This window comes from Amycolatopsis sp. NPDC114484 (genome assembly GCF_055633755.1).
In genome coordinates this window covers 848,605-874,176 of sequence record NZ_JBVKDQ010000001.1, presented here as the reverse complement: position 1 = coordinate 874,176, position 25,572 = coordinate 848,605, and the positions used below count along the sequence as shown (strand labels likewise).

Below are 25,572 nucleotides of genomic sequence, written 5' to 3'. Positions count from 1 at the left end.
CAGATCCGCGCGACAAGGAGGTTATATCACTTAATTTTCTGACATGTCCAGCGCAGTCGTGGTGCGACCGCGCTGCAAGGGCAGACTCGTGGCCGATCCAGAATCAAGGTCGACATCTCTTACAAGCGCACCGGGCGTGGCCTGCGTCAGACTCGGTTCAATTCCGTGAGGTGTGCAGTCAGCTTTTCGTAGCCCACCGCTTCTTGGGGGATCCGGGTGCCGCTCATCAAGACCTCCTTGGCGAGCACTGCCCGCGGACCAAGCCAAGCAGCTGCTTCGGTCGCCGCGAGCGCGGATATCGGCTCCGTCGGACGCCGGTGCGGCTGCGCGAACAGCAGTTCGTAAAGCGGATGAGCGGGTTCCACCGCAGGGAGGCCCGCGTTCTTCGCGGTGATGCTCGCCGCTGCGGGAATCTGCAGTCCTTTCAGGTCGATGTCGCCGAAGTACACGACTCGGTCGGGCGGGGGTGACAGGAGCGGCACAGAGAGGACCGCCGAAGGAAACTGGCTACCGGTTCCGTAGCCGATGTACCGGGCCGGGCCCCCGGCGGCGGCGCTGAGCCGGGTCACTTCGAGCAATGACGTGTACGTGTGGTGATTTTCCGCGATCAGCAGAGCCGTGCCTCGCGGGTCAGGCGCGCCCGCTACGAACTGTGAGACGAACGGGATGGGCACTTCGTGGCAGCGCAGCATGTCCAGCCTCAGCGCCCCGGATTTGAACAGGCGCGTCGACTGCAGCCGGTCCAGGCGTTTCTCGTCGCCGAACAGTTCCAGCGATCGCTCACGAGTCGGCACGCTCGGGCACAGCATGCCTTTGTCGCGCAGGAAAGTAGCGACGATTTCGAGAAGCCGAAGTTCGTCGTCCCGGGTGGCGATGTGCCCAGCGGCTTCGAGCGCCGCCGGCCAGACCCGCACTTCCCGCACGGCTTGTGCCGCACGCTCGCGAGGCGGACGACGTACCCAGTTCGGCAGTGGTGGTGCCTCGCGCCGGTCGAAGAGCCATGGTGATGCCGGGAACGCCACCAGCTTGGCAGTTGCCAGCTCGTCCAGCGCGGCCCGGATCTCGCTCCTCGCGGTAGGCGCAGTGGCCAGGCTGCGGTCGAAGGAGACCGCGACCGCGTATAACGCGTCTAGCTCGACCTTCTGGAGTGGTGACGCCGCGACGTGTTCGGCAAGCCTCGTGGCCAGCGCGCTCATGGTCATGAGCTGCCTTCCTCACCGGCCTCGTTCTCCTCCAGCACCCTGGCGCTGGTGATGCCATCCTCGGCCGGACCGGGCTGCTCGTCCAGTACGACGTACCTCCTGTTGCGCAGGGATCCGGGCGCGTTGCGCATCCGCAGCACGTTCGGAAACTGGCCGACCGCGCCGAGATCTTCCACGCCCGTCGTGTACACAAGCTGCACCCCGTGTGCGGCCGCCACATCCCGTTGCAGCCGAAGCAGAGCGACGTGGCTAGCCGTCCCCAACGGATTGTCTAGCACGAGTGTTCCGCCGATTGCTGCCTTACCGCGGCCGCGGTTGACCGCGCGCAGACGTGCGAGCGTGCAGTAGAGCGCGACGCACACCGTCAACTTCTCCCCGCCGGAGAACTTGCCGAGGTGAGTCACGTCGACGGGTTCGATCGCGAGATCGCTGTTCGGCTTGAGCACTTTGACCGTGAACCCGCGCGGCGCGACCGCTTCATGCACGCATTTCTTCAGGACAGCCAGGCCCTCTGGTTTGGCTTTCTCAGCCACGATGCGATCGACGACAGCATCAAGCCGGGCGTGCAGATCCTCGTCACTGGACGGGCGCACGAAGCTGATCCTCAGGAAGTGTTCATTCGCCCACCGGCCCAGCGTGCCGGGCAGCCTCGAGTGCCGATGCGCGGACTCGAGGTTCGCGAGCACGTCCTTCACCAGAGCCGCGATTTCGACGACGACGAGACGCTGATCGCGACCGATCGCGGCGAGTTGGCCATCGATCGTCTTGTGACGCAGCCGCATGTCCTCGGCCCGGGAAGCCGCACGTCGGGCGAGCGCTTCGGCGTCGTCGCCGGTCAGCCGATCCCGGATCGCACCCGGCACTTCGGTGAACCGGGTTTCCGCAGCGATTCTGCGGACCTCTGCGACCGCGTCCTCGACCCTGCCCGCCGTCGCGACAGCCTCGGCGTTGGCCGCATTCACCCTTGCCAGAAGCAATGCTAGGTCGGCGTCTGCATCGGCACCGTCGTACGCCGGAACGTCATCGAGCACCTCCGCAGGAGCGGAGGCGTCAGCGAGCCGACCGGCTCGCTGACCGAACACCTGCGCATCCGTGTTTGCCTCGCCCGCGGCACTTTTCGCGGTGTCGGCCTCCCGATTGAGCTGAGTCACTTCCCCGCTCATCTCGGTGGCCCGCTCGGCTTCAGCCGCAGCCCGTTCCCGGGCGTCCTCTTCAGATTCGGGCTCGACCTCGAGCTGAGCGTGCCTCACCCGATCACGAGGAGTCCGTTGTTTGACCTCGTCGCTGGCCTGGGTGAGCTCGCTCTTTGCTTCGCTCAGCGCCTGTTGCTCGTCGTCCGCCTTTTGCCGTGCACCTTTTCGAGCTGCCGCACGGCGTTCCGGGTCCTGGCCATCACCTGTGCTCAGGAGCACCGCCGCGCGGGCCTGGACGTCGTCCGCGTAGTCGGCCAGGGCCTGGGTCGCCTTTTTACCTCGCTCGATGTGCGAGCTCAGCCGTTCGGCCAGCACGGACTGCGACGCGACCGTCTTCCACTGCGCGTCGAGGTCGAGGAAACGGCTTCGCAACAAGGACAACGGATCGTCAGTGCCGGTCTCTTCAGACTTGCGATCGGCATCGAGCAAGGTGATCTCACGACCGTCGCGCTCGTATCGCTGCCAATTCGCCTTGTGACCGCTGGCGCGCTGACGTGCCGTACGTTCAGCTTCTTGGAGCTCCTTCGCACGAGAGGCAGCTTCATCAGCAATGCCGGTGTATACGTCAAAGTCTTTGTCGAGCTGCTCGATCGCCCGCACGAGCCCCGGCAGATCGGCGACCTTCTCCGCGAGTGCGCTGAGCCGTTCGATTCGCTGCGCCAGCTTGGTCAGTTCCGTGCTCAGTTCCTTTTCAGCGATGGCATCCGCTGCTTCTTTGCCGTCCAGCTCCTCGATCTTTGCTCGCAGGATCTGATCGGCCTCGTCGATGCCCTCGATCGCCTCGTCGTACTCGCCGATGGCTGTCTCGAGGGCGTCCAGATGACCCGCAGGGCAATCTTCGAGAAGCAAGTCCAGCGTCGCCAGCAACGCTCTGTCGGTTTTCGCCTGTTCCTGGAGCGAAGCAATCCTGCTGTCCTGGTCCTGCCTGCGTTCTTCACGCTCTGTCCGAGCGCGATCCGCCGCGTCCCGATCGTAGAGTGCGGGCTCGCTGGGGAACACCAGATGCTGCGGTGGTGCCGCAGCCACGGCCCGTCCCAGCTGCGTAACCGTACTCAGCGCGACGTGGGCAACCGCGTGCCACGACTTCGACGCCACTACGGCCCGGGCACGCAGGGCGTCGGCATCCGCGACTACCACGCCTGCCGCGAGTTCCGCGACAGCGGCATTCTCGAGAACGTGGATGCGTTCGGACGCAGTGACGAGGTCGCGCAACGCCTGCCAGCCGGGTGCCGCCGGCACGCCGGCCGCGACGAGCACTTCGACGGCGCGCTGCGCGTCCCGACTTGTGGGCAGAAACTCGTCGGACCGCAACCCCTCCAGCGCCCGGTTGTCTTCGGCGGCATCGACCCGGGTGTCCACGACGGTCGATTCCGAGGCCAGAGCCTCCCTGGTCAGTGCCACTCGCAGGTCCGCAGCTTCCGCCCACAGATCGAGCCGGTCTCCCTGTTCGAGCTGCATCAGCTCGGCAAGCCGGGCGTCCGTCGCCACGTCGTCGGCCCGATCCGCCAGCTCTCGCCAGTCCTTGGCGAGCCGATCACGCTCAGTGCTCTTGGCGGTCCGCTCGATTGCCAGTTTTCGGCGTTGCTCGACGAGCTCGGCACGCTGCGCGGGCCGAGCCGATCGCCGCTGCCGTACCTGTCCGAGGATCCCGTTCTTTTCTCGACGTTCCTGGTTCGACTCCGCCAGGACCGCCCTCGGGTTTGCCTCGGGGTCGGGCAGGTCACCGCGATCCACCGCACCGGCGAGCGCCTCGCGGATTTCGGTCACCCGGCCACGGGCGTTCTCCGCACGCACGTCCGCCTCGGTGGCAAGCCCCCGGTTCTTACGCTCTCGATCGATTTCGGTGCCCTCATCATCCTGCGCGTCCGCAGCAACCGAGACCGCAGTGTCTTCAGCCTCGTGCTCTTCCGCGGCGAGCAGGTCATAGCGGCCTTTGAGAGCTACCGCGGCGGCGTCGCGCGCCGCCCGCAGTGGGGCGGATTCCCTTTCCTCGTCGGCGATCTGTCTCCGCACGAACTCCGCCTGTTGTTCGGCTTCGACGCGGTCAGCGAGGTACCCCACCGCTTCCCAAGCCTGGTCTTCCTTTCTTGCCTCATCCGCAGCGGATGAGGCATTGCCCCAAGCGGCCTTGGCCGTCTCGCGCCGGTAGATGGCTGCGATCCGATTCAGTTCGCTGGCGACGTCATTGGTTTTCGCTCGCTCACGATCTCGCACGACGGCGCGCTGGCGTAGCTTCTCCTCCTCTTGCGCGAACCACACCTTGTCGGCTTCCCGCATCGACGCCACAGTGCGGAACGCACCGGCGAGCCGGGCCGCAGCCAATCGCGCCTCGCCCGCGGCATCGGCCGCATCCGTGGCAAGCTTGTGCCGTTCGGCCAGGCGGTCCAGCCGCCCCGCCAGTTCCGCACAGAACTCGCGATCGACAAGCAGACCCGGCTTGCGCCCGAGCACGTCGACGACCTCCCGCAGGTTGCTCGCGACGAGGTCGGGTTGCGTGCTGTCGACGGTCAGGTCGATAAGGAATTCGATGAATTTACCGGTGGTAGGAAACTCGAACAACCCGGCCACCCCGCCCTCGGAGTGGTTCATTTGCTTCTGGTAGCCGAACAACGCCGGATCGAGGTCCCGCGCGGTAAGGGTTTCTGCCCATTGGCCCCGCTGTTCGGTGATCACGAAGCTGAACGCCTGCGGATTGGTTGCCGCGGTCTCCTTTAACGCGGCTACGAAGTCGGCCATCTTGCGGGTTCGGCCAGTGTCGTCGTGGATGGGCAGGCTGGCATGGTCTAGTACACCCGGGACCGCGAAGAAGGCGTAATACCAGCCCTTGAGCTTGTCTCGTTCCCGGTCCGGGTCGGCTGGCTTGCGTCGATCGGTCCATTCGTAGACAGCACCGGTGATCAACCGCGACGACCCGTCAGCACCGTTCGGGCGGGTCACCCATTCCGCCACGGTGTGGCTCGTGTCGCCGGTCGCCACGTAGTCCTCGAGATGACGTTTCACCGACTTGCCCATGAAGTCTTTACGCAGCGGGAGCAACAGGGCGAAGAAAAGGGACAGCAGGCTCGACTTCCCGCCGCCGTTGCGCAGCCAAAGGATCGAGTCCACCGGGTCGCGCGTGTTCACCGTCGACATGTCCAGCGTCAGATCGGTGAATCGGGCGGCACGATCTCCCACGTTCGCGAGCCGAAAGGCAGACAGCTGGTAGGTCACGAATCCACCGCCGGCACGCGGTCACCCCGTCGCATCGCGGCGAGCAGCTCATACGTCGCGTTTCCGGCCAGCTCCCCGACCTGGATGCGGAATCGTTCCAGCAACTGGAAGGTTTCGGGCCCTCGGTTCGGCGCGAGCCGAGCAAGCCCCTGGTCGGTCATCCAGTTCAGCACGTTCGCCACCCAGTAGGTAGATGAGGCGGCCGAGCGGCGGCCCTTGCCCTTGCCCCGATCCGCCCGGTATCCGGGGGAAAGCCGGTCATAGGTGCGCCATGCTTCGTCGAACGACAGGTCCTCCCGTGTCTCACGATCTGGCTCGCGCTTGAGCCGATCGCAGGCGTCGCGGACGAAACGCTCGATCTCCTCGACCGACACCCAGCGGACGCGGTCGTCGTCGAAGTCGGCCGGGGCCGGAAACGCATAGGCCGCGATAGCGGCGCTGACCAGGCCGACCAGCAGCCGGTCGCTCACCCCGCTCACATTGGGCAGATCCGAGATCCGGTAGGCGAACACGGACTCGCGCCGCACGCCGAGGACGAGCCCTAGTTCCGAAGCGGACAGCACCTGCGCGTCGAGTCCGTCCAAAACACTGTCCACCGCGTTGTGGAACTCCACATCCGTGCGGTAACGACCCAGGAGCGTCCGGTAGTCGGAATCGACGCCCGGCCGCAGCTTCGGCCGCAACGCGCAGCCGATGAGCACCCCAACGTCAGAAAGATCGCGCTGGCCGAGGGTCATGACACCTCCTGATCACGTCCGGCGGTCTTCGACTTGGTCGCAACCCACCGTCCAAGTGTTTCTTCGTCCTCGGCCACGATCAGGTCGTCTCCCGACCAGCCTGCGATCCCGATTCGGGCCCCGTCCGCATCTACGACCGCCGCTGGGCCGAGCACTCGGGCCGCCGCATCCACCGCTGTAGATGCGTCCTGAGTGCTCTCCGGCGCGTAGTTCCATAGCACTGCAAGCACGACGAGCCGCTCGACAGCGGCGCGGTCCAGCCCGGCAGGCAGGTCTGCGGCGCGAACGGCGAGCAACAGATCGGACAAACGTGCGGGCAGCAGAACCGAATCGACCACGTGAGCGGCGGCCGCCAGGATCTCCGGCGGAGTAGCGGGCGGATCCGGGTCACCGAGTTCTTCATCATCATCGGGCGGTTCGCCGAGCGCGGCTTCCCGGCGGGGAGCGAGCAGGTCGTCGACGAGATCGGCGAACCGGACAACCCGCGGAACCTGAGGACCTGCGGCGAGGACAGCGAACGCTTCGGCAGGCTCCGCCGCCTCGGCTGCCGGCAGGCCGAGCAAAGGCAGGAACACACCGTCCCCAAGGTCGGGGTTCCGCAGTCCACCGACCGGGCGGAACGACTGGCGGGTCTGTTCGTCGAGGAAGATCGTCCGCGCGCTGACCAGCCGGCCGTGCAGTTCGGTGTGCCGGCGGCGGCACTCTTCGAGCAGGCCCGCTATCCGGGCGGCCGCCGCGGTGATCCCGGGCTCGGCGTCGGCCGCGTCGAGCGCGCCGCGGACGTGCCCGAGCAACCGGTCTTCTGAGACAAGGCGCTCTTCGAGGTGAGCTCGGTTGCGTTCGAGCTGCGCAGGCACTTCCTCGGCCCACCGGGCAAGGACTGTACGGATGTCGCGCACAGTGTCGGTCAGCAACGTCCGCAGTTCGTCGGCGTACCGCACAGACAACAACCGCGACCGCTCCGCCGCCTTCTCCGCCTGCCCGAACGCACCCCGCTCAAGCTGCCGGGCGAGCATGAGCTCGATAGCCGCCTGCTCGTCTTCGACATCGAACTCCAGCCCTCCGACCAGCGCATTGATCGCGTCGGCCGAAGCACGCAGTACATTCCGACCCCGCGCTTGGTCCTCGTGTTCGCTCAACAACCGGAATTCGACCGGAACGGCCTGATGGTGCACCGCCCCGTCGTCACCGCGCGAGAACGTGGAAACCTCGTAGGCGAACGGCGCTTCACGGTCTCGCCGGTTCAAGAGCGCGTCCACGACGTAACGAGCCACCGCCTCGTGTTCATCGACATGCTGTTCAGGATGAGCGCTCCCCGCGAGCGTGCACAATCCGCCGACAACCTCGTCGTAGGTGACTTCTTCGTCGAAACCCTGTCGGGCGATCACCGTGTCGATGGCAGCAAGAGCAAGGGTCACGACGTCGTAGCTACGGCTGCCCCAAGACTGCCGGGTCGCATTGTCACCTGCGTCCGCGACCGGCCGAGCACGCAAAAGTGTCCGAACGCGGCCGACGAAAGAATCGTCAAACACGGCCCGTCCCACGCCTGACGGAGCACTCAACCAGTGTCACCCCCTCGGTGCGCCGGATCCTGCCGGAGCAGCCTGTCACCGAAAACCATTCTCCAGCACAGCTTCCGTGATAAATGTGTCTTCGTCCCCGACCCATACGAACATCGGAGACCAGCCGCGGCTGCGCTCGCACCTCCACCCGTCGCGCCCGAGCACCGCGCCGTGCTCGCTTTTGCGGAGTTAGAGTCTGCTGTAGCGGCGGCAGTACTTCTCGGATCTCCGGCGCGCTTCTAGACCGCGACGCAGGTTTGCTCCCTATGGCACGTCGGAGGAATTTGTCGTGCAGGTAGACGGAGTCTTGAGGGCGGCGAGGTCGTTGATGGTAGCGACGACGACATTCCAGGCAATCCGAACGGTGCTGTCCTTCGGCGAGTAGCCCTGGGTGAACTGTTTTTTCGGGTGCACGAGATTGCGGTGGTTGCGCAGCACGTGGGCGTAGTCGACGACGTCCTTGGGCAACCAACCCTTCACCTGTGCGAGATTGATCAGGCTTTCAAGGCGATCGGTCGGTGCGGGACCGTCACCGTGCTGGCTCAACGCGACGTCATAGAGCACCCCCTCAAGGAGACTGCCGAGCATGATGATCGCCGCGGTGGGCGCCCCTCCGTGCCAGCAGGCCTGCGCTTCGTCGAGCCGAGCCTTGAGTTGCTCGCCGAAGGCCGCGTCACTGACCACGTCAGCAAGGCTGGCCGTGAGCTGAACCGGGGTTTGCATGGCCGGACGGTTCATCGTCGGGGTCTGGGCGATGAGCACCGGCCGGCCGGATTTGTAGACGACCTGGTAGCCCTCCACGGCGAGCAGCTCGTTTAGTTCCTGAGTCACCAGGACGCGGGTTTCGTCCTCATCGAGGTACTCGCGTGGGTCTGCCAAGCGCAACAGCACCGCTTTAAGAGCCTCGGAATCGCGGCGGCGGCCGCGCAGGACGTCGAGAACCGCGCGATACCGGCCACCATCGAAGTCCTTGACGCGCCGCCAGCCGGCGGCGTTGAAGAAGCGGGTGATCTCACTGCCCGTGCGGTAGTAGGGAGTGGCGTCATCACCGCAAATCAGTAAGGCCAGCCGGTCGAGGACGTTGTCGTCCAACTGCACCGTGATGTCGTCGCTGGGCTGTTCAGCCGTGGTGGTCACAAGGCGTTCCCCTCAGGATCGGTTGAGTCGGCGTCGTCGGGAAGGGCGACGGGTGTCCAGTCGTCCGGCTGCTCTGTTTGCTCGGTGACGTCGTTGGGGTGGATGCCGCGCTCGTCTAGGCGCTGCCACAACGGCCCGAGTTCGCGGTCGGGATCGAACTCGAATTCGCTTTCGCGGATGCGGATCACGTCCCAGCCCATTCGTCGCAGCTCGCGGTCTCGACGCGCGTCGGAGATCTGCTGGACCGGGCTGGTGTGCCAGAGGTGTCCGTCGCATTCGACGGCGAGCCGACCACCGTCCCCGACGACGACGAGGTCCAAGCGTCGGGTACCGACCTCGAACTGGGGTGCCGCGAAGTAGCCGCGTCGTTTGATCTCGCGGAATACCTTCTGTTCGAAGAGAGATTCGAATGGCTTGGTGCTAGTGGTCTCGCTGACCTCCGTAAGGCTTGGAGAAGAGCCGAACACCGAGGGCGGCTTGAGCATGTAGCCCATTAGCGAGGAGCGCAGATCGTCGGCTTTGAGGTCGCCGATGCCGACTGAGGTGAACAGCCACATCTGGTCTTTGGCGCGGCTGGCTGCGACGTTGTAGGCCTGCTGGGCGAGCTGGGCCCGCTGAGCCCGGGGTGCGTCGGCGACCACCATCGACAAGAAGATCACGTCGCGTTCATCGCCCTGGAAGTTCGCCGGGATGCCGACCCGGATCTTGCGCTGCTGGCGGTCTTCGGCGGAGATGGCGGCGTTGATTTCGTGTTCGAGCAGCCGGATCTGCCCAGTTCCCTGGAGAACGATGATCCCGAACGACTTCCCATCGTAACGGGGGTCGGTCAGGCACTCGGCGAGCTGGGCGACGATGCGTTTGGCCTCAGTGGGGTTGCGCCGACGGGTGTCGCGTCCTTCGACGTAGCCGCCCTCGACGGTCACCACCTTCAGCGGTTCCAAGTCGGCTGCGGTGCGTTCGCGCAACGGAATGAGCCCAGGACGGTCATCGTCGCCGTAGAACTGCGTAGAGGACCAGTTGATGATTTCAGGCATGCAGCGGAAGTGCTCGCGCAGCCGCACGACGGCGTCACGGCCCGATCGAGCGGAGAGCAGCCCATAGAGGTGGGACTTGGCAGTGAAATTGAGCCGGATCTCCTCGTCGATTCCGGACAAGTGTTCGTTCAGGCTGGCGAACAAGGTTTCGGTTTTGCCGAGCCGGTTGGCACCGGGAGTACATTGCTTGTCATCGCCGACCACGATCACCCGTGGTGCCATCCACAGCAGGAACAGTTGCTCGACGCCGACCTGACTGGCCTCATCTACGATCACGACGTCGAACGAGTCCCGTACCGCGCTGATATTTTCCAGCAAGTTCGGCAGTGGCACCACCCATGCGGGGACGGCAGCTTTGGCTTTGCCCATCGCCTGCCGGGCCGCTTTGCGGTATTCGCGAACCTTACTCCCACCGCCCGCGCCGACGTGGCTCATGTGCTCGCGGTAGCTGCGCAGCGCCCGGGCGTGGGAGTCGGTCATTCGGTTCAGGCAGGCGCTGAGCGCCTGTACCCCGGCGAGCTGGCTGGTGACCCGGTTGATCTGATCTTCCACCCGGTCAAACTCGGCGACCAGTTGGCGTTCGTCCTCGGCATTGCGAGTCGTGAAGATAAACTGCTCGGCCTTCGACCACGCCCATGCCGCAGGCAGATCGCCCAACCGCGGCTCCCAGGTCGGGTCGTCGGCAGTGGCTTCGAGGAGCTCGAGCAGAGCAGGATGCACATTCCGCAACGTGCGGGCGAGCTGTGCCCGGCGCTGCTCGGCAGCGCGATCGTGCCGAGCAAGGTCAAGCGCGTTGAGGCCGGTGCGGTAGTCCTCGAGATTGCGATCAGCGACAGCTTTGACCAGCAGTGCGAGTTCGGAGCAGGCGTTGTCGACGGCTGCCCACGCGACGACCTTGCGCTGCAGCGCCGCGACCTGGTGGCGAGCTTGTTCAAGCGCAACGTAGTTAAGCGCAGCGGGGACGGCGTCGATGGCGCGGACGAAAGCGGCGACGGTGGACAGGTCGATCGACTGGCCAGCACGCAGCAGCGTGTCCGCGAAGACGGAGTGGATCCGCGCCAGAGCGATGACGTGGTTGAGCAGCCGCGCATTGTCGGCGAGCTCGGATAGGGCGCGAGTAAGCGATTCGCCAGTGATCGTCACGTCGGCCTCGGACCACAGACCGACCAGTTGCACGGCGGCGACCTCGGCCTCGAGCCGATACAGGGCCGCGTTGACTTGCTCGAGGCTGCGCGGCGGGTCACCGTCGACGGTGACCACCGTCAGGAACTCGGCAGCCTGTTTCTGTGCAGCCGGTTTGGCGAGCTTGCGGATTTTCCCGCCGCCAGCGAGGTGATCGCGCAACTCTCGGCCGCTGTTGAGCAATCCGCGAGTCTTGCCGATTCCGTATTCACCGACGGCGGGCAGCTCGACCGCGAACCGCAGACCCAGGTCGCGGAGCTGCTGCTGGAGTCGGTCCGCGGTTTCACGTTCAGCATGCAGGCGCTGCCACAGGCCATGATGCCGACCGGCGAGGTGATCGTCCACAGCACCCAGGACCCAGCTGCGCACCGGCGGAGTCGCGTGGTCCTCGCCGTAACCCAGCCGCTGAAGTTCCGTGCGGGCCTGATCGCCGAGGCCTCGCAAATACTGCAACGCTTCCGATCCGAGTGCCGCCAGCCGCTGGGTCAGGGCGCTGGTGTCGACATGGGCGGTGTCGCGAGCGTGCTGTTCGGACGCGATGATGTCAGCCAGCTCGCCGGCGTCGGGCAGTTCACGGCGCTCGGGGATCTGTTGCTCAGCGCGGATGCGTCGGCCCGGACTGTCTTGCCGGATCAAGGTCAGGAGCTCCAGCATGTCCCCGGTGGCCAGCGGCGGCATATCGGGCCAGGCCAGATCCACGCTTGGCATCCAACGATAGGTTGCGGCGTGCTCTTGAACATCGCGCACGATGTCGGTCAGCGGCCCGGCGTAGAGGGTGGTGCTGTAGCCGGGGGCGACCGGCGGATGCTGGAGGTACTCGACCTCACGCAGCTGCCGGATTTTCGTGTTGAGCTCGGCACTGCGGGCACGCAGGGTGTGGCGTTCGTCGGCCAGCTGCTGTGCGCGACGCGGCAATTGCGCAGTCTCCGTCGAGCCGATCGCGGCAGACAGGGCATCAATGCCGCGTTCAAGCTCCTTCGCTGCGTCTTTGCTGCCTCCTGCGAGCAGCACACACAGACTGCGCAGTTCGGCGGGGATCTTGTCGCGCAAGACTTTGAGGGCCTGGTCTTTTTGGCTGGTGACCAGGACCCGCATCCCACGGGCCAGCAGCGCACTGACCAGATTGGCGATCGTATGCGTCTTGCCCGTTCCCGGCGGGCCCTGGACAACGACTCCGATCTCACGTTTGAGCAGGTCGATGACGCGCTCCTGCTCATCGTTCGTCGGCAGCGGGAACAGAGGGTCGTCGCCGAGCATGTCGCCGCTGGGTGCGTTCTGTTCGGCCAGCCAGCGGTGGCGGGTCTCGGCCTCAGTGTCGGCGACCAGTTGCGCGAGTGCGACCGGAACTTGAGCTTCGGGCTCGCGCAGCTGTTTTGCGATCTTGCGGTAGGTCTCGGCCAGCAGTTCGCGGCCGCGCGGCCGCAGCAGCAGAGCCGGCGACGGCGACAGCTCTAGGCGCTCAGGCAGCTCGCCGGTGACATCGCTGGGATGACGCAGTGAAGTGAATTCGTCAGCGACGGCGAGCCCTAGCCATGCCTCGGCTTCGCCGAGCAGCGCAGGGTCGAGGAGACCGGTACCGCTCTCGAGAATGGATTGGCGGGTGCTGCGGCCGCGATCGGGCTGATAGCCCTCGACCTCGGCGAATACGGCCTTGTCTTCGAATCGGCGTTTGCTCCCGATAAACGAGACAGTCACCTCGGCGGTGTCGCGGGAAAGCTGCGGGCGCACCGGCTCAGTGATCAGGTGCCGGCGAATTTCGTCTCCGTCTGCGGTACGCCACCGAACAAGACCGGCAGCAAGCACGAATTCGTACTCATCATCCTGTTGCTCAAGCGTTTTCGCAGCTCGTTCCAGAGATTCGTACAGATCACGGCGTGCACGAGAACGCAGCTGCTCCCGACTCCATTCCCGCCACTGCGCCAGCCACCGGTCGAACGCGTGCTGGACGCTGACCGGCGGGTCAACGGCGTACTCCGGCTCGACATCGGCCGGGCCGGTGGTCAGCAGGCGAGGCTGCGGGCCGTCCGGGCTGCGGACCTCAGGCGAGTCGATCCAGCCGGCCAAAGCGGCGGGCGGACGCGGCTCGACCACCGTTTTCGGCGGCCGGACGCGCAGCAGCACGTCGTCCGCTGCCCTCGGAGTCAAGGCCAAGTCGTCGGGAAGGCGGTCCAGCCAGATCAGCGGATCCGGCGCGTCGGCCTCGTCAGCGGTGATATCGCGATTGGGGTCGCGGTTGGCAGCGTCGGCGACTTCGGCGAAGAAGTCCATGAGACTGATGGTCTGGTCAAGCACTTCGCGGTCGCAGTCATTCGCGGCCATGGTCACCTTCCCCTGAGAGTGATCAACAGGAGAGATTCTCTGAAGACCGTCGATAGCGCAATTAATAACGGGCAGTAACCCCCATTTGGAGCAGTGAATACCGCCGTTCCTACGACTAGAGATCCCCTTTGTTTACTGGAATATTCCAACAATCTCCGGGCATCGTTCGAGGTTACTGTCGAGCGCAGAACACGCGCTGTGCCGATCAACCGCCATGGCGTGTCGCGTTCATAGAGAGCCAGGCGGCTCGACGCCAACGTCTGCCGCGAAGTTCGCGCGACCTATCGAATGAGTGGCCGACACTGCTGCGGAGGTTGCTCACGCAGCCATCTCGTCTCTCGCTGATGGCTGTCAACGCTGAGCGCCGACCCAGGTGCAGTTGAGAATAGGCGTCGCCCATTCTGGTACTCGCACTCAAAAACGGGATCTCTTCCCGCCCACGGGCTGATGGAATGTCTCGGTGCCACACCCGCTGACACCCCGCCAAGTCGAACTGCTGCGCTGGGTCGGCGACGGCTGCCCCGACCGCGATTGGCCCGATCATACTCACAAAACCACCATCAGAGCCCTCCACAGCCGCGGGCTCGCCGTGACCAGCCGCAAAAACAAGATCTGGACTGCAGCGATCACCGAACGCGGCCGCTACTACCTCGCCCACAACCGCTACCCGCCGACTATTGCCAGTCGAGCCACCGCGACCGATCCGCCAGCGGTGCCGCTCGGCCGCGGTCATCGACGTGCCGACCATCCCGCGCCCGACACCACCACCACCCGCGCGATGCAACGCATCGGCCAAGGGCCCAAGCAGCCCGTCAAGCACACCGCGCGCACCATCCAGGAGACCTTTATGCGCTACAAAGTCGTCGTCACTCGTGTCCAAGTCGCTGAACGGTTCGTCCGCGCGGCCAGCGAGGAAGATGCCGCAGCCAAGGTGCAGGAAGAGGTCAACCGGCCCTACGGCTACCTCGGGTCGTGGAAAACCACCGGCACCGAGCTCGACGTCATCGAAGCCGAGCAGACCACCCTCATCAAGTCCGCTTCGCTCTCATCCGACGGCCCGTTGCTGCTCAGTCTCAAGGATGCCGGTAAAGCCCTCGGCCTGAGTTACTCGACGCTCTACCAAATGGTCAACCACGGCGACATCGACCACGTCCTGCTCGGTACCCGCAAGTACATCTCCCGCGAACACTTGATCGAGTTCATCGATCGCAACACCCACAAGGGCTACTACCGCGCTCGCTGACCTTGCTCTTCCAACTCGTCCAGCTCTAGACGAATCTTGCCCGCCCGGCGGGCTGCGGCGTCAGACTTCTTCTGTGCCCGGTCCCGTTCCTGCTCGGCCTGCTCGAGATCCCGCGTCAATCGTTCGATGTCAGCGCGGCGCCGCACCTCGCCGGCAGGCAGCTTCTCCGTCTCCACAATCCCGCGGGTCTGCCCACACTCGCCGCAGGTCGCCGTCTCTGCGGTCCAGCGCTCGTTCGAACGATGCTGAGTCTTCTCCACGAGGTGTCCACAGGTGAACGTCAACTGCCACGCGTCCAGGTCCTCCGGCTGTGGCTTGGAACTGCTCAGAATCGCCCAGACCCGTTCAAGAGCTGCCGGGTTGACCGGAGGCGGAGCGCAGCAGTAGCCACAATGCTGGGCCCGGGAGTTCCCCACCGACCAGCGGTGCGCGCGGCAATCATTGTGCCGGGCCCGGTATTCCGCGTCCGCAGCTTCGTAGTCAGCGCGCTGCTCTGGGGTCATCTTGATCGGCGGCACACCAGCGCCCAAACCATCGTTGACCGGCAAGCCGCATCCTCGGCAGGCGACACCGGCTTCGATCTCCTCCGTGGTGAGGTAGGTGCCGTTCTCCGCCCACTCCCTCTGGCGCGTCTCAAACCGGATTGCGTCTTGTTCGGCCTCGATCGCCTTGCGACGGCGGCGCTCTTGAGCACGTCGCGCCTTTTCTTCATCTGACAGCTGCTTGCCCACGACTGTCTTAGCGGTCGCCGAGTCACACCTGTTAGCCAGGTCAGTCTTGGTGAACGCTCGTACCGTCGTAGCGACCGCCACCAGTTGCGACAGCTCGCGAGCTGGTGGAACCGCTGCTCGTCTCCTCACATAGATGACTGGTCGATCCACCAGCCTGGCCAGGATGCACGCTGGGGATGAGCCGTCACCACAGATCACCCAATACCTGACCGCAGTCACCACGGTCCTGCGCCGCGCAGCTTCAAGCTGGGTTCGGCTCTCCGCAGTCGTTACCGCCGGGATTGTTGAAGAGCACGTCTAGGTCATCGGCAGCATCCTCGTCGTCCAGAGGCAGCGCGTCGGCGTAGTTGCGCAACGTCGTGGACGGGTCGCGGTGACGAAGCCTTGCCGCAGCCTTGAGAATCTTGCCTTGGGCCACCAGATGCGTGCCGACCGTATGGCGGAGCCGGTGCAGCTGGGCATCGGGCAGCCCTGCCACGGTCCTCAGTTTGTCAAACCGATGTCCCAGGCTGGTCGGTTGGATCGGTGCATGGCGGTCCGGCCGCGCAGCGAACAGCCAAGGCCCCATCTGGTCGCCGACAAGCGGATGATCACGCCACTTCCGCACATGATCGTGCCAACACTGCGCGGTCGTCTCTCCGAGCGTGAGACGACCGCGCGAATGCGTCTTGGTCGGACCGATCACCACGTCTTTAGCGGCGCGCTCGATCGACAGCACCCGTCCCTCGAGATCGTCCACGCGCAAGGCCGCCAACTCACCCCGGCGTGCACCAGAGTCCGCAGCCAGCCGAACCAAAAGCTCGTCCTGCTCTGCATGGAAAGCATCCAATGCCCGTTGTCGCAGTTCCGGCCGCTCGCTCAATCGCGCCGCAGCCTCCACCTTCCGCTGAATTGCGACAGCTATCAAAGTCCGCACCTGCGGGACGGGCAGGTGCTTACGAGGATAAGGACGCGGCGGTGACTTCATTCCAGCCAAGGGGTCCGCGCCAAGGAATTGCTCGTGCATGGCCCAGGTAATCGCCGAGTGCAGGACGTGGAATCGGCCGGACAATGTCGAAGGCGTGGCTCCGGCCGCCGCCCAACGCGCCATCGCGGTCTCCATCATCGCCGGGCTGAGCCTGTCCAGTGCAGCCCGGCTTATCCGGTCTGTGCCGAGGAAACGGATCACGCCGCGGTAACTCCGGAGGGTAGTCGGGCTCCACCGATGGGGTGCAACGCCGAAACGCTCCAGCAATTGGCCTATCGTCAACCGTTCGCCGTTGCTCACGGACACCCGGCGAACTCCGTGTCCGTCAACCAGCTCGGCCTGCCGCAGCGCGGCATGCTCCTCGTCGCCGTGCACAGTGAACGACCGCTGCTGGCTACGACCGGTGACCGGGTCTGTGCCGACCACAACCCGAATCTCCCACACACCGGGCGAACGCTCGCGCCGTGAGCCACCGCCACGGCGTGTTCGTTGCTGTCCGGAATCCCTACTTGACCTGGTCATCCCTACACCGCTAGAGATCGAAGTAGGGATCAGCTTAAATGCACAGCAGGCCCAGCGCCTCTCGAAAGAGACGCTGGGCCTGCTGTTTACTGTCTCGACCAGACAGTGCGCCCGAAGGGATTCGAACCCCTGACCTTCTGATCCGTAGTCAGATGCTCTATCCAGCTGAGCTACGGGCGCGTGTTCAGTTGTTAACCTAGCACCTGCCGAAACAGGCACCAGCGGAGGCTCCGGGATTTGAACCCGGGAGGGGGGGTTACCCCCAACCGCATTAGCAGTGCGGCGCCATAGACCAGACTAGGCGAAGCCTCCTGGGTCCCAACGACCACTGCTCAGATAGGTTACACACCCCTCCACCACCTCCGGAAGGCACCCCCCTCAACGGTGCAGCACCCTGCGTAACCAGGGCGAACGGCCGCCGAGGCCCTCGGCCTCGAAGGTCGCGATGCCGACCCGGGGCAGCGACCCGACGCCCGGGTACACGAGGTAGCGCGGGACCCACCGGGGCTGGAACTTGGCGTTGAACCGGTAGAGGCTCTCGATCTGGATCCAGCGCGAGAAGAAGTGCAGGACCTTCGCCGAGAGCCGCGCGACCGGGCCCGCGCCGATGCGCTGGCCTTGTTCCATCAGGGCGCGGAAGGCGGCGAAGTTCAGCGACACCTGGTCGATGCCGTGCTCGCGGGAGTACAGCAGCAGCTCCGAGATCATCAGCTCGTTCACACCGTTGTCGACGGTGCGGTCCCGGCGCATCACGTCCAGCGACAAGCCCCGCTCGCCCCACGGCACGAACTGCAGCACGCCTCGGACGCGCCCGCCCTGTTCCGCGGTGACGATCACCGAACCTGGGTCGCCCATGCGGCCCAGCGCCATCGAGAATCCGCGTTCGGTCTCGGTGCCGCGCCAGGTGGCGGCCAGGTGCACCAGCTCGGGCAGTTCGCCGGGACGCAAGTCCTCGGCTCGGCGCACCAAGACCTTGTAGCCGGCCCGCTTCGTGCGCGACGCGGCCTGCCGTACACCGCGCATCACGCGGCCTTCCAGCGTGAACGTCTCGGTGTCGACGACGGCCTCGTCGCCGATTTCCAGTACCTCCAGGCCAAACCTGGCCCACACCGTCGCGCCCAGCTCGGACGCGCCCATCGCGGCGGGCACCCAGGCGTTGCGCTGGCAGATGTCCAGGTACTCCTCGATCGCGCCGGGCCAGGCCTCGTGGTCGCCGAGCGGATCGGCGGACGTCAACGCGACCCCGGCGATCACGCGGAACGTGACGGCCGCCTTGCCGGTCTTGGAGAAGACCGCGAACTTGTCGCGGCGCAGCGCGAAGTAGCCCAACGAGTCCCGTTCGCCGTGCTGCTTCAGCAACTCGTGCAGCCGCGCCAGTTCGTCGTCGGTCAGCTCCGGCGCGGGTTCGGCCGAGCGCAGCAGGAAGTACGCCGACACCAGCACGCCGGTGATGCTGAAGACCAGCCCGATCGACGCGGACAGATCCTCGAACCACATCTCGTGGAACACCGCGGGTCCGCTGACACCGGTGAGCGCGAGCGCGGACTGGGAAAGCCGGTCGGCGAAGCTCAGCGGGTCGAGCATCCGGGCAGGCGCGACCGACAGCAGCGCGAAGTTGAGCACAAACCCCGCCAGCACGAGTTGCAACAGCACCCGCAGCGCACGCCAGCGGCCGACGGTCGGGTCTGGCCGGGCGTTGAAGTATCGCCGCGTACCGAGAAGTCCGGCTAGCAGCACCACGGAAACCACGCCGGCACCGAACACGTGCCGGAGCCCGAGGTGTGACAACGCCAACAGCGCGGCGAAACCGACCGCCAGCTGCCACGCGCGGCGTTTGCGGCGCCGGAGCCCGGCGGCGAGCATGATCAGCAACACACCGGTGACCAGCGCCACAGCCGCCGCGGCGGTGGTCGCCTCGCTCGGCAGTTCCAGCCATTTGGCCACGTGCCCGCGCACGTCGCGGCCCACCGGTACGACCGTGGACACGACGGTCAGCAGGCCGGCCAGCCTGGTCACCCATGTGATCGCGACGACCGACGTGACGCCGGCCGCCTGCCAAGTGTGCTGCGCGCGTGTCCCCGTCACCACGCGTGCAACACGCACGGCCCTGCCATGCTTCCCCCCATTGGCGCGTTCAGTGCGCGGCGAGCTCCACAAAGGGGGCCAGCGCGGCCGGGTTGGCCAGCGCGTCCCTGCTCACCGCCCTCTCCGGCGCGACTCCGGAGAGGATCCGCTTCACTGGTACTTCGCACTTCTTACCGTTCAACGTACGGGGAATCTCGGAAACGACGATGAACCGATCGGGTACGTGTCGTGGCGACAGCGCGTTGCGCAGCTCCTTCCGCAGGTCAGGCTCCACTTCTTCGAGCGTGGCACCGGCGGCGAGTACTACGAAACACAGCAGTTGCCCGTCGTCGTTGCCCGCTGCCGACGTGTCGATGACCAGCGAGTCGGCGACCTTGGCGAAGCCTTCCGCGACCCGGTAGAACTCGGCGGTGCCCATCCGGACGCCGCCGCGATTGAGCGTCGAATCGCTGCGGCCGTAGACCACCGCCGAACCGCGGCGGGTGATCCTGACCCAGTCGCCATGTCTCCAGATACCCGGATAGGTCTCGAAGTACGCCTCGCGCAGCCGGGAACCGCCGGGGTCGTTCCAGAACGAGACCGGCATCGACGGCATCGGCTCGGTGATCACCAGCTCGCCGACCTCCTCGACCACCGGCTCGCCGTCGTCGTCGAACGCCGCCGCGGCCACGCCCAGCGCGCGGCAGGACAGTTCGCCGAGCCACACCGGCACGTCCGGCGCCGCCGCGACGATCGCCGCGCACAGGTCGGTGCCGCCGGAAACCGAGCAGATCTGCACGTCCCGGCCGATCGCGTCGGCGATCCAGCGGAATCCCTCCGAGGACAACGGCGAACCGGTCGAGCCGACCACGCGCAGCGCGCTGAGGTCGTAGCGCTCGGCCGGAGCGAGACCTGCCTTGAGACAGCTCTGGATGAACGGCGCGGACGTGCCGAAGTAAGTGACGCGGTGCTGTTCGGCCAGATGCCACAACGCGTTCAGGTCCGGATGGCCGGGACTGCCGTCGTACAGCACGATCGTGGCTCCGACGACGAGCCCGGAGGCGACGAAGTTCCACATCATCCAGCCGGTGGTGGTGAACCAGAAGAACCGGTCGCCCGGCCCGAGCCCGCTCTGCAGGCCCAGCGCTTTGAGGTGCTCGACGACGATGCCGCCGTGGCCCTGCACGATGCCCTTCGGAAGACCGGTCGTGCCCGAGGAATACAGGATCCACAACGGATGCGCGAACTCCACCGGCTCGTACGCCAGTTCGCCGCCGGCGTGTTCGGCGAGCATCGCGTTCCAGTCGATGACGCCGTCGAGCGTCTCGTCTCCCAGGTATTTCACCAAAACGGTGGCTTCCAGCGACGGAATCTGTTCCCGCAGCCGCTGAACGGTGTCGCGGATGTCGAATTTCCGGCCGTTGTAAGCGTATCCGTTCACCGCGACGAGCACCTTCGGCTCGATCTGGGTGAACCGGTCGGCGATCGCGCGGATTCCGAAGTCCGGGGAACACGACGACCAGATCGCGCCGAGGCTGGCGGTGGCGAGGAAAGCGATGAGCGTCTGCGGGCAGTTCGGCGCGAGCGCGACGACGCGATCTCCTTTGCCGACGCCGAAAGCACGCAACGCGGCCCGCGCGGCGGCGACGTGTGCGCGGAGGTCTCCGTAGGTGAGTTGCTCGGCGAGCCCGTCCTCGCGGTGGAAAATCACCGCGAGTTCGTCGTCCGCCTTCGTCGCACCTCCGACGCCGGGGCTCAGTGAGTGTTCGGCGTAGTTGAGCGTGCCGCCGTCGAACCATTTCGCGTCCGGCATCGCGCCGGACAGGATTTCCCGCGGCTGCTCGTGCCAGCGCACGCCGAAGAACTCCGCGACCGCGGCCCAGAACTCCGGAACGTGCTCGACCGAGTAGTGCCACAGGTCGTCGTAGTCGGCCAGGTCTACGCCGCGTCGCTCGCGCAGCCATCGGCGGAAGGCTTCGATCCTCGTGTCGGCGACCCGGTTGGGGTCGGGTCGCCAAAGCACCTCGGGAGCGGCGGCGTTCTCAGTCACTCGCCGATGCTAACCCCGCGATGCTCGCAACGTCCTTTTTCGACCGCGCCCACTCCGGACAACACCGCGTCGACGACGTCCTCGATGAAGGAGGACGTCAGCTCCTGGTGGCCGAACAGCATCCGGAAAACGACCGGAGCGGCGAACAGGTCGATCAGCAGCTCGGCGTCCTGACCGGGACGGAGGTCGCCGCGTTCCTCGGCCTTGTGCAAGGTGCCGAGGCAGGCCTCCCGGCGCGGGGCCCAGAACGTGGCCAGGAAGTCCTCCCGCAGTTCCGGGTCGTCCGCCAGATCGGCGGTCAGCGCCGGGAGGACGCGCCCGAAAACCGGGTCGGCCAGCCCGGTCCGAAGCGCTTCGAGGTGGCCGGCGAGGTCGCACCGGGTGCACCCGGTGTCGATCTCCGCGACCCCGATCCGCGCCTCCGCCAGCGCCGCGACCACCACGTGCTGCCGGCTTTTCCACCGGCGGCGGATGGCGGGTTTGGTGGTGCCCGCGCGCTGGGCGATCGCCTCCATGGTCAACGCCGAATAGCCGGATTCCCGGACCAGTTCGCACACCGCGACCAGCACGGCGTGGTCGATCCGCTCGTCCCGTTGGCGCGCCATGGATTCTCCCGCTATTCGTTGAGCAGAACGACCTTACCGAACGATTTCCCGTGCTCCACGTGCCGGAGGGCGGCGGAGGCCTCGCCCAGCGGGAACGTTCGGTCGCGCACGGCGGAAAGCCGGCCGTCGGCGACTAGCGCGAGGACCCGGCCCCACGACATCCGGCGTTCTTCCGGCGGCACCGAGGTGAGACTGAACGCGAACAGCGTCGGCGACGTCTGGAAGTTGGTCATCAACGGCCCGAAGGTTTCCGGTTCCGGAACGCCCGCAGTTCCTCCACAAAGGACATAGCGGCCGTTGGGGCGCAACAGTTCCAGGTGCTCGCGGACCTGCGGGCCGGCCACGGTGTCGATGATGACGTCGTAGGTTTCCTCGGGACGCTCCCGGGTGCGGTCGACGATCTTCGCCGCACCGAGTGTCCGCAACCGTTCGCCGTATTCCGGCGAGGAAGTCACTGCGGTGACCTCGGCGCCGCGGGCGTGGGCGATCTGGGTCGCGAGCACGCCGATCCCGCCGCTCGCGCCGCGGACGAGCACTCGTTCGCCTGGGGCCACTGCGGCGCGATGCACTGCGCCTTCCGCGACCAGTGCGTTGACACCTAAGGCGACCGCGTCGACTGGGTCGAGGCTTTCGGGCACGGGGAAGAGCTGCTCCGTGTCGGCCGCGACCTGCTCGGCGTAGCCGCCGGAAAGGATCAGCGCCAGCACCCTCTGGCCCTGTTTGGTCCGGCCGACGACCTCGACGCCGGGCACCGAACTGACGCCGTTCCGCAGATACATGATGTCGACGTAGCCCACGCCGATCGCCTCGGCCTCGACCACGGCCTGCCCTGGACCAGGAGCCGGGTCGGGCGTTTCGGCCAGGACGAGTCGCTGCTGGGGTTCGACAAGCACCGCTTTCACGGGTGGTTCCTCTCGCTTTAACGTTCCGATCCGGAGCGGAACGTTATTCGACCGTGCAGCGACCCGTCAAGGGCGCTGCCGGAGATCAGCGGAGGTGCGCGTCGAACCAGTCGAGGGTGCGCTGCCAGGCCTCTTCCGCCGCGCCGGGATCGGCGCCGAAGCGGTGGTTCGCGCCCGGATAGCGCACGACGTTGGTCGCGACCTTCGCTGACGCCGCAGCCTCGCGCAACTGCTCCACCTCGGCCTCGCCCCTCTCGTCCCCGGCGTCGCCGTACATGCCGAGCCACGGACTGGTCACCCGGCCGGCGATTTCCAGCAGCTTCGGCAGTTCCGTCACCGCCTGGCCGCCGACGCTCACCGCCGCGCCGAACTTGCGATGCGAGGCGACTACCAGCGCCGCCGTGCCGCCGAGATCGAAGCCGACAACACCGCGCAGGTCGGCTTCGACACCGCGGTCGGTGAGCCATTCGAGCGTGCGGTCGGTAGCGTCGAGCAAATCGCGCTGAGTGAGCTGTTCGCCGGACTCGATGTGCGGCGTGACGGTGAGCCAGCCTTCGCCGGCGAGGCTTTTGACCAGTAGGAGGACGCCGTCGGTGACCCCGTCGCCCTCGTGCAGGACCACCAGGCCGCCGCGGAGCGCGCCGTCGGGTTCGGCGAAGGTGAGGCGGAGCGTGCTGCCGTCGGTACGCTGGTGATCCACGGTGGTCGTCGACGTCATCGCTTCATGCAATCACCTTCGGGTGAACATTGGGAACCTTTCCGGATCGGCCGGGGCGAGATACGGTGACCCCGTCGTCCCGTGAAAACCGAGGAGTTCCGACGATGCCGTCCCTCGCCCCCCGCCCTGACCTCGATTCGTTGCCGAAGTACGTCCCTGGCCGGACGATCGAAGGGGCCATCAAGCTCGCGAGCAATGAGGTGCCCGGCGGTCCGCTGCCGAGCGTCCAGGCGGCGATCACGGCTGCGGTAACCGGAGTGAACCGGTACCCGGACAACGGATCCCAGGCTTTGCGCGAGCGGCTTTCGCGCCGGCTGGACGTTCCCGCGCAGCGGCTCGCGATCGGCTGCGGCTCGGTTTCGCTGTGCCAGCAGATGATCCAGGCGCTGTGCGGCCCCGGCGACGAGGTGCTGTTCGGCTGGCGGTCGTTCGAGGCCTATCCGATCGTGGTCCAGGTGGCGCTCGCGACGGGCGTGAAGGTTCCGCTGACGCCGGAGCACGGGCTGGACCTCGACGCGATGCTGGCGCGGATCACCGACCGCACCAAGCTGGTGTTCGTCTGCAACCCCAACAACCCGACCGGCACCGTGCTGCACCGCGACGAGATCGAGCGGTTCCTCGAAGCGGTGCCGCCGCACGTGCTCGTGGTGCTGGACGAGGCGTACAAGGAATTCGTCACCGACCCCGAGGTGCCGGACGGCGTCGAATTCACGCGGACGCACAGCAATGTGGCGGTGCTGCGCACGTTCTCGAAGGCGTACGGGCTCGCCGGGCTGCGCGTCGGGTACGCGGTGGCTCCGGAGCCGATCGCGCAGGCGCTGCAGCAGGTGTACGTGGCGTTCTCGGTGAACAGCATCGCGCAGGTGGCCGCGATCGCGTCGCTCGACGCGGAGGACGAACTGCTCGCCCGGTGCCGGGAAATCATCTCCGAGCGCACCCGCGTGCGGGACTCGTTGCTGGAGATGGGTTACGAGATCCCGCCGACCCAGGCGAACTTCGTGTGGTTCCCGCTCGGCGAGCGCACCGCGGCCTTCGCGGAGCACATGCTCGACCGGAAGCTGATCGTGCGCCCGTTCCCCGGCGAGGGCGCGCGCGTGACGATCGGGACGCCGGAGGAGAACGACCTGATGCTGGCCGCCGCCAAGGAATTCCAGGCTATTTGAGGATCAGCTGCACGACCGCGGCGAGCCCGATCACGACGATCACGCCGCGGAGCACGGTGGGCGGCAGCTTGCGGCCGATCCTGGCCCCGAGCTGCCCGCCGATCGTGGACCCGAGCGCGAGCAGCCCGATCACCGGCCAGCTCACCGGGGCGACGAACGCGTAGATCGTGCCCGCGACGATGTTCACCACCGCGGACAGCACGTTTTTGACGCCGTTGAGCCGCTGCAGCGGTTCGGACAGCAGCATGCCCATGACGGCCATCATCATCACGCCCTGCGCGGCGGTGAAGTAGCCGCCGTAGATGCCGATGACGAAGAGCAGCCCGAACAGCAACGGCCCGGCGTGATGCTCGCGCCCGTTGGCCTCGCGGCGCTTCTGCACCCACTTCGACACCTTGGGCTGAACGATCACGAGCACGACCGCCAGTCCGACGAGCACCGGCACGATCTTCTCGAAGGCGTCCTTGGGCAGCGTCAGGAGGAGAATGGTGCCGCCGATAGCCCCGAAGAACGAGGCGACCGCGAACCGCACCACCTGCGGCCAGTACCCGACGAGCTCGTGCCGGTAGCCGTACGCGCCGCTGATCGTGCCCGGCGCGAGCCCGACCGCGTTGGACGTCGTGGCGGTCACCGGCGGATACCCCAGCGCGACGAGCACCGGGAAGGTCACGAGCGTCCCGGAACCGACGACGGTGTTGATGGTCCCGGCCCACATCCCGGCGATGAAGATGACTACGGCATGCCACCAGGTCATAAAGCACTCACCCGCTGACCCTAAGCAGGACCCTCGACACTCGGCGACGCGATGTGTCCGGTCAGACACTCGAAGGCATCGCCGGGACCCGCGTCCGATGGCTCAACGATCAGCGGCCGAGCCACCCTGCCTCACCAGTCAGCAGCCAAGTCACCCTGCCCCACCGGGTCAGCGGCCGAGCCGCGCTCCCTCACCGATCAGCGGCCGAGCCACCCTGCCTCAGAGCAGTGACTGGCACGCCCGCACTCCCCTCACCAGTCAGCGCCCGAGCCACCCG

The 25,572-nt window shown here is 66.3% G+C and carries 16 protein-coding genes and 2 tRNA genes; 2 read left to right on the top strand and 16 right to left on the bottom strand.

What is annotated here, in order from left to right; translation table 11 throughout:
* Window positions 1–146: 146 nt before the first annotated feature.
* The 6 genes from ACZ7SW_RS04210 to ACZ7SW_RS04185 form a co-directional block, all read right to left on the bottom strand.
* On the bottom strand, window positions 147–1,202 hold the full coding sequence (locus tag ACZ7SW_RS04210) for a hypothetical protein (protein WP_470228937.1): 1,056 nt from the start codon (window positions 1,200–1,202) through the stop codon (window positions 147–149).
* The gene (locus ACZ7SW_RS04205; protein ID WP_470228936.1) at window positions 1,199–5,605 is read right to left on the bottom strand and encodes a coiled-coil domain-containing protein; all 4,407 of its coding nucleotides are present in this window, start codon (window positions 5,603–5,605) and stop codon (window positions 1,199–1,201) included. Before ACZ7SW_RS04205 ends, ACZ7SW_RS04210 begins: the two co-directional genes overlap by 4 nt.
* Entirely contained in the window at window positions 5,602–6,342 is a 741-nt protein-coding gene (locus tag ACZ7SW_RS04200; RefSeq protein WP_470228935.1) for a hypothetical protein, read from the bottom strand. The genes ACZ7SW_RS04205 and ACZ7SW_RS04200 overlap by 4 nt, the downstream gene beginning before the upstream one ends.
* Complete coding sequence (locus ACZ7SW_RS04195; protein WP_470228934.1) at window positions 6,339–7,730, bottom strand: hypothetical protein; 1,392 nt, start codon at window positions 7,728–7,730, stop codon at window positions 6,339–6,341. Before ACZ7SW_RS04195 ends, ACZ7SW_RS04200 begins: the two co-directional genes overlap by 4 nt.
* A gap of 438 nt (window positions 7,731–8,168) precedes the next feature.
* The gene (locus ACZ7SW_RS04190; RefSeq protein ID WP_470228933.1) at window positions 8,169–9,041 is read right to left on the bottom strand and encodes a hypothetical protein; all 873 of its coding nucleotides are present in this window, start codon (window positions 9,039–9,041) and stop codon (window positions 8,169–8,171) included.
* Complete coding sequence (locus ACZ7SW_RS04185; protein WP_470228932.1) at window positions 9,038–13,576, bottom strand: AAA domain-containing protein; 4,539 nt, start codon at window positions 13,574–13,576, stop codon at window positions 9,038–9,040. Before ACZ7SW_RS04185 ends, ACZ7SW_RS04190 begins: the two co-directional genes overlap by 4 nt.
* 460 nt (window positions 13,577–14,036) lie before the next feature.
* Between ACZ7SW_RS04185 and ACZ7SW_RS04180 the strand changes: the two genes are divergently transcribed.
* Complete coding sequence (locus ACZ7SW_RS04180; RefSeq protein ID WP_470228931.1) at window positions 14,037–14,819, top strand: helix-turn-helix domain-containing protein; 783 nt, start codon at window positions 14,037–14,039, stop codon at window positions 14,817–14,819.
* On the opposite strand, the gene ACZ7SW_RS04175 is transcribed toward ACZ7SW_RS04180, so the two are convergent.
* The 9 genes from ACZ7SW_RS04175 to ACZ7SW_RS04135 form a co-directional block, all read right to left on the bottom strand.
* Window positions 14,804–15,550 (bottom strand): hypothetical protein, encoded by a 747-nt coding sequence (locus tag ACZ7SW_RS04175; RefSeq protein WP_470228930.1) that lies wholly within the window; start codon window positions 15,548–15,550, stop codon window positions 14,804–14,806. The two genes, ACZ7SW_RS04180 and ACZ7SW_RS04175, sit on opposite strands and share 16 nt — an antisense overlap.
* Window positions 15,551–15,791: 241 nt before the next feature.
* Window positions 15,792–16,943 carry a tyrosine-type recombinase/integrase gene (locus ACZ7SW_RS04170; RefSeq protein WP_470228929.1) on the bottom strand — a complete coding sequence of 384 codons (1,152 nt, stop codon included), beginning with the start codon at window positions 16,941–16,943 and terminating at the stop codon, window positions 15,792–15,794.
* 202 nt (window positions 16,944–17,145) lie between these two features.
* Window positions 17,146–17,219 (bottom strand) — tRNA-Arg (locus ACZ7SW_RS04165).
* Between the two features lie 42 nt (window positions 17,220–17,261).
* Window positions 17,262–17,351, bottom strand: a tRNA-Ser gene (locus ACZ7SW_RS04160).
* Between the two features lie 66 nt (window positions 17,352–17,417).
* Window positions 17,418–19,127: a phosphatidylglycerol lysyltransferase domain-containing protein gene (locus ACZ7SW_RS04155; RefSeq protein ID WP_470229241.1), complete on the bottom strand. Its 1,710-nt coding sequence runs from the start codon at window positions 19,125–19,127 to the stop codon at window positions 17,418–17,420.
* A gap of 46 nt (window positions 19,128–19,173) precedes the next feature.
* Window positions 19,174–21,153, bottom strand: coding sequence for an acetoacetate--CoA ligase (locus ACZ7SW_RS04150; protein ID WP_470228928.1), 1,980 nt, complete (start codon window positions 21,151–21,153; stop codon window positions 19,174–19,176).
* Window positions 21,150–21,758 (bottom strand): TetR/AcrR family transcriptional regulator, encoded by a 609-nt coding sequence (locus tag ACZ7SW_RS04145; RefSeq protein WP_470228927.1) that lies wholly within the window; start codon window positions 21,756–21,758, stop codon window positions 21,150–21,152. Before ACZ7SW_RS04145 ends, ACZ7SW_RS04150 begins: the two co-directional genes overlap by 4 nt.
* Before the next feature lie 11 nt (window positions 21,759–21,769).
* The gene (locus ACZ7SW_RS04140) at window positions 21,770–22,660 is read right to left on the bottom strand and encodes a quinone oxidoreductase family protein (RefSeq protein ID WP_470228926.1); all 891 of its coding nucleotides are present in this window, start codon (window positions 22,658–22,660) and stop codon (window positions 21,770–21,772) included.
* 85 nt (window positions 22,661–22,745) lie between these two features.
* On the bottom strand, window positions 22,746–23,378 hold the full coding sequence (locus tag ACZ7SW_RS04135; RefSeq protein ID WP_470228925.1) for a dienelactone hydrolase family protein: 633 nt from the start codon (window positions 23,376–23,378) through the stop codon (window positions 22,746–22,748).
* Between the two features lie 104 nt (window positions 23,379–23,482).
* Between ACZ7SW_RS04135 and hisC the strand changes: the two genes are divergently transcribed.
* A complete protein-coding gene (gene hisC / locus ACZ7SW_RS04130) occupies window positions 23,483–24,541 on the top strand; it encodes a histidinol-phosphate transaminase (protein WP_470228924.1) in 1,059 nt (352 codons plus the stop codon).
* Here hisC and ACZ7SW_RS04125 read toward each other — a convergent pair.
* Window positions 24,534–25,295 carry a sulfite exporter TauE/SafE family protein gene (locus ACZ7SW_RS04125; RefSeq protein WP_470228923.1) on the bottom strand — a complete coding sequence of 254 codons (762 nt, stop codon included), beginning with the start codon at window positions 25,293–25,295 and terminating at the stop codon, window positions 24,534–24,536. The two genes, hisC and ACZ7SW_RS04125, sit on opposite strands and share 8 nt — an antisense overlap.
* Window positions 25,296–25,572 lie beyond the last annotated feature (277 nt).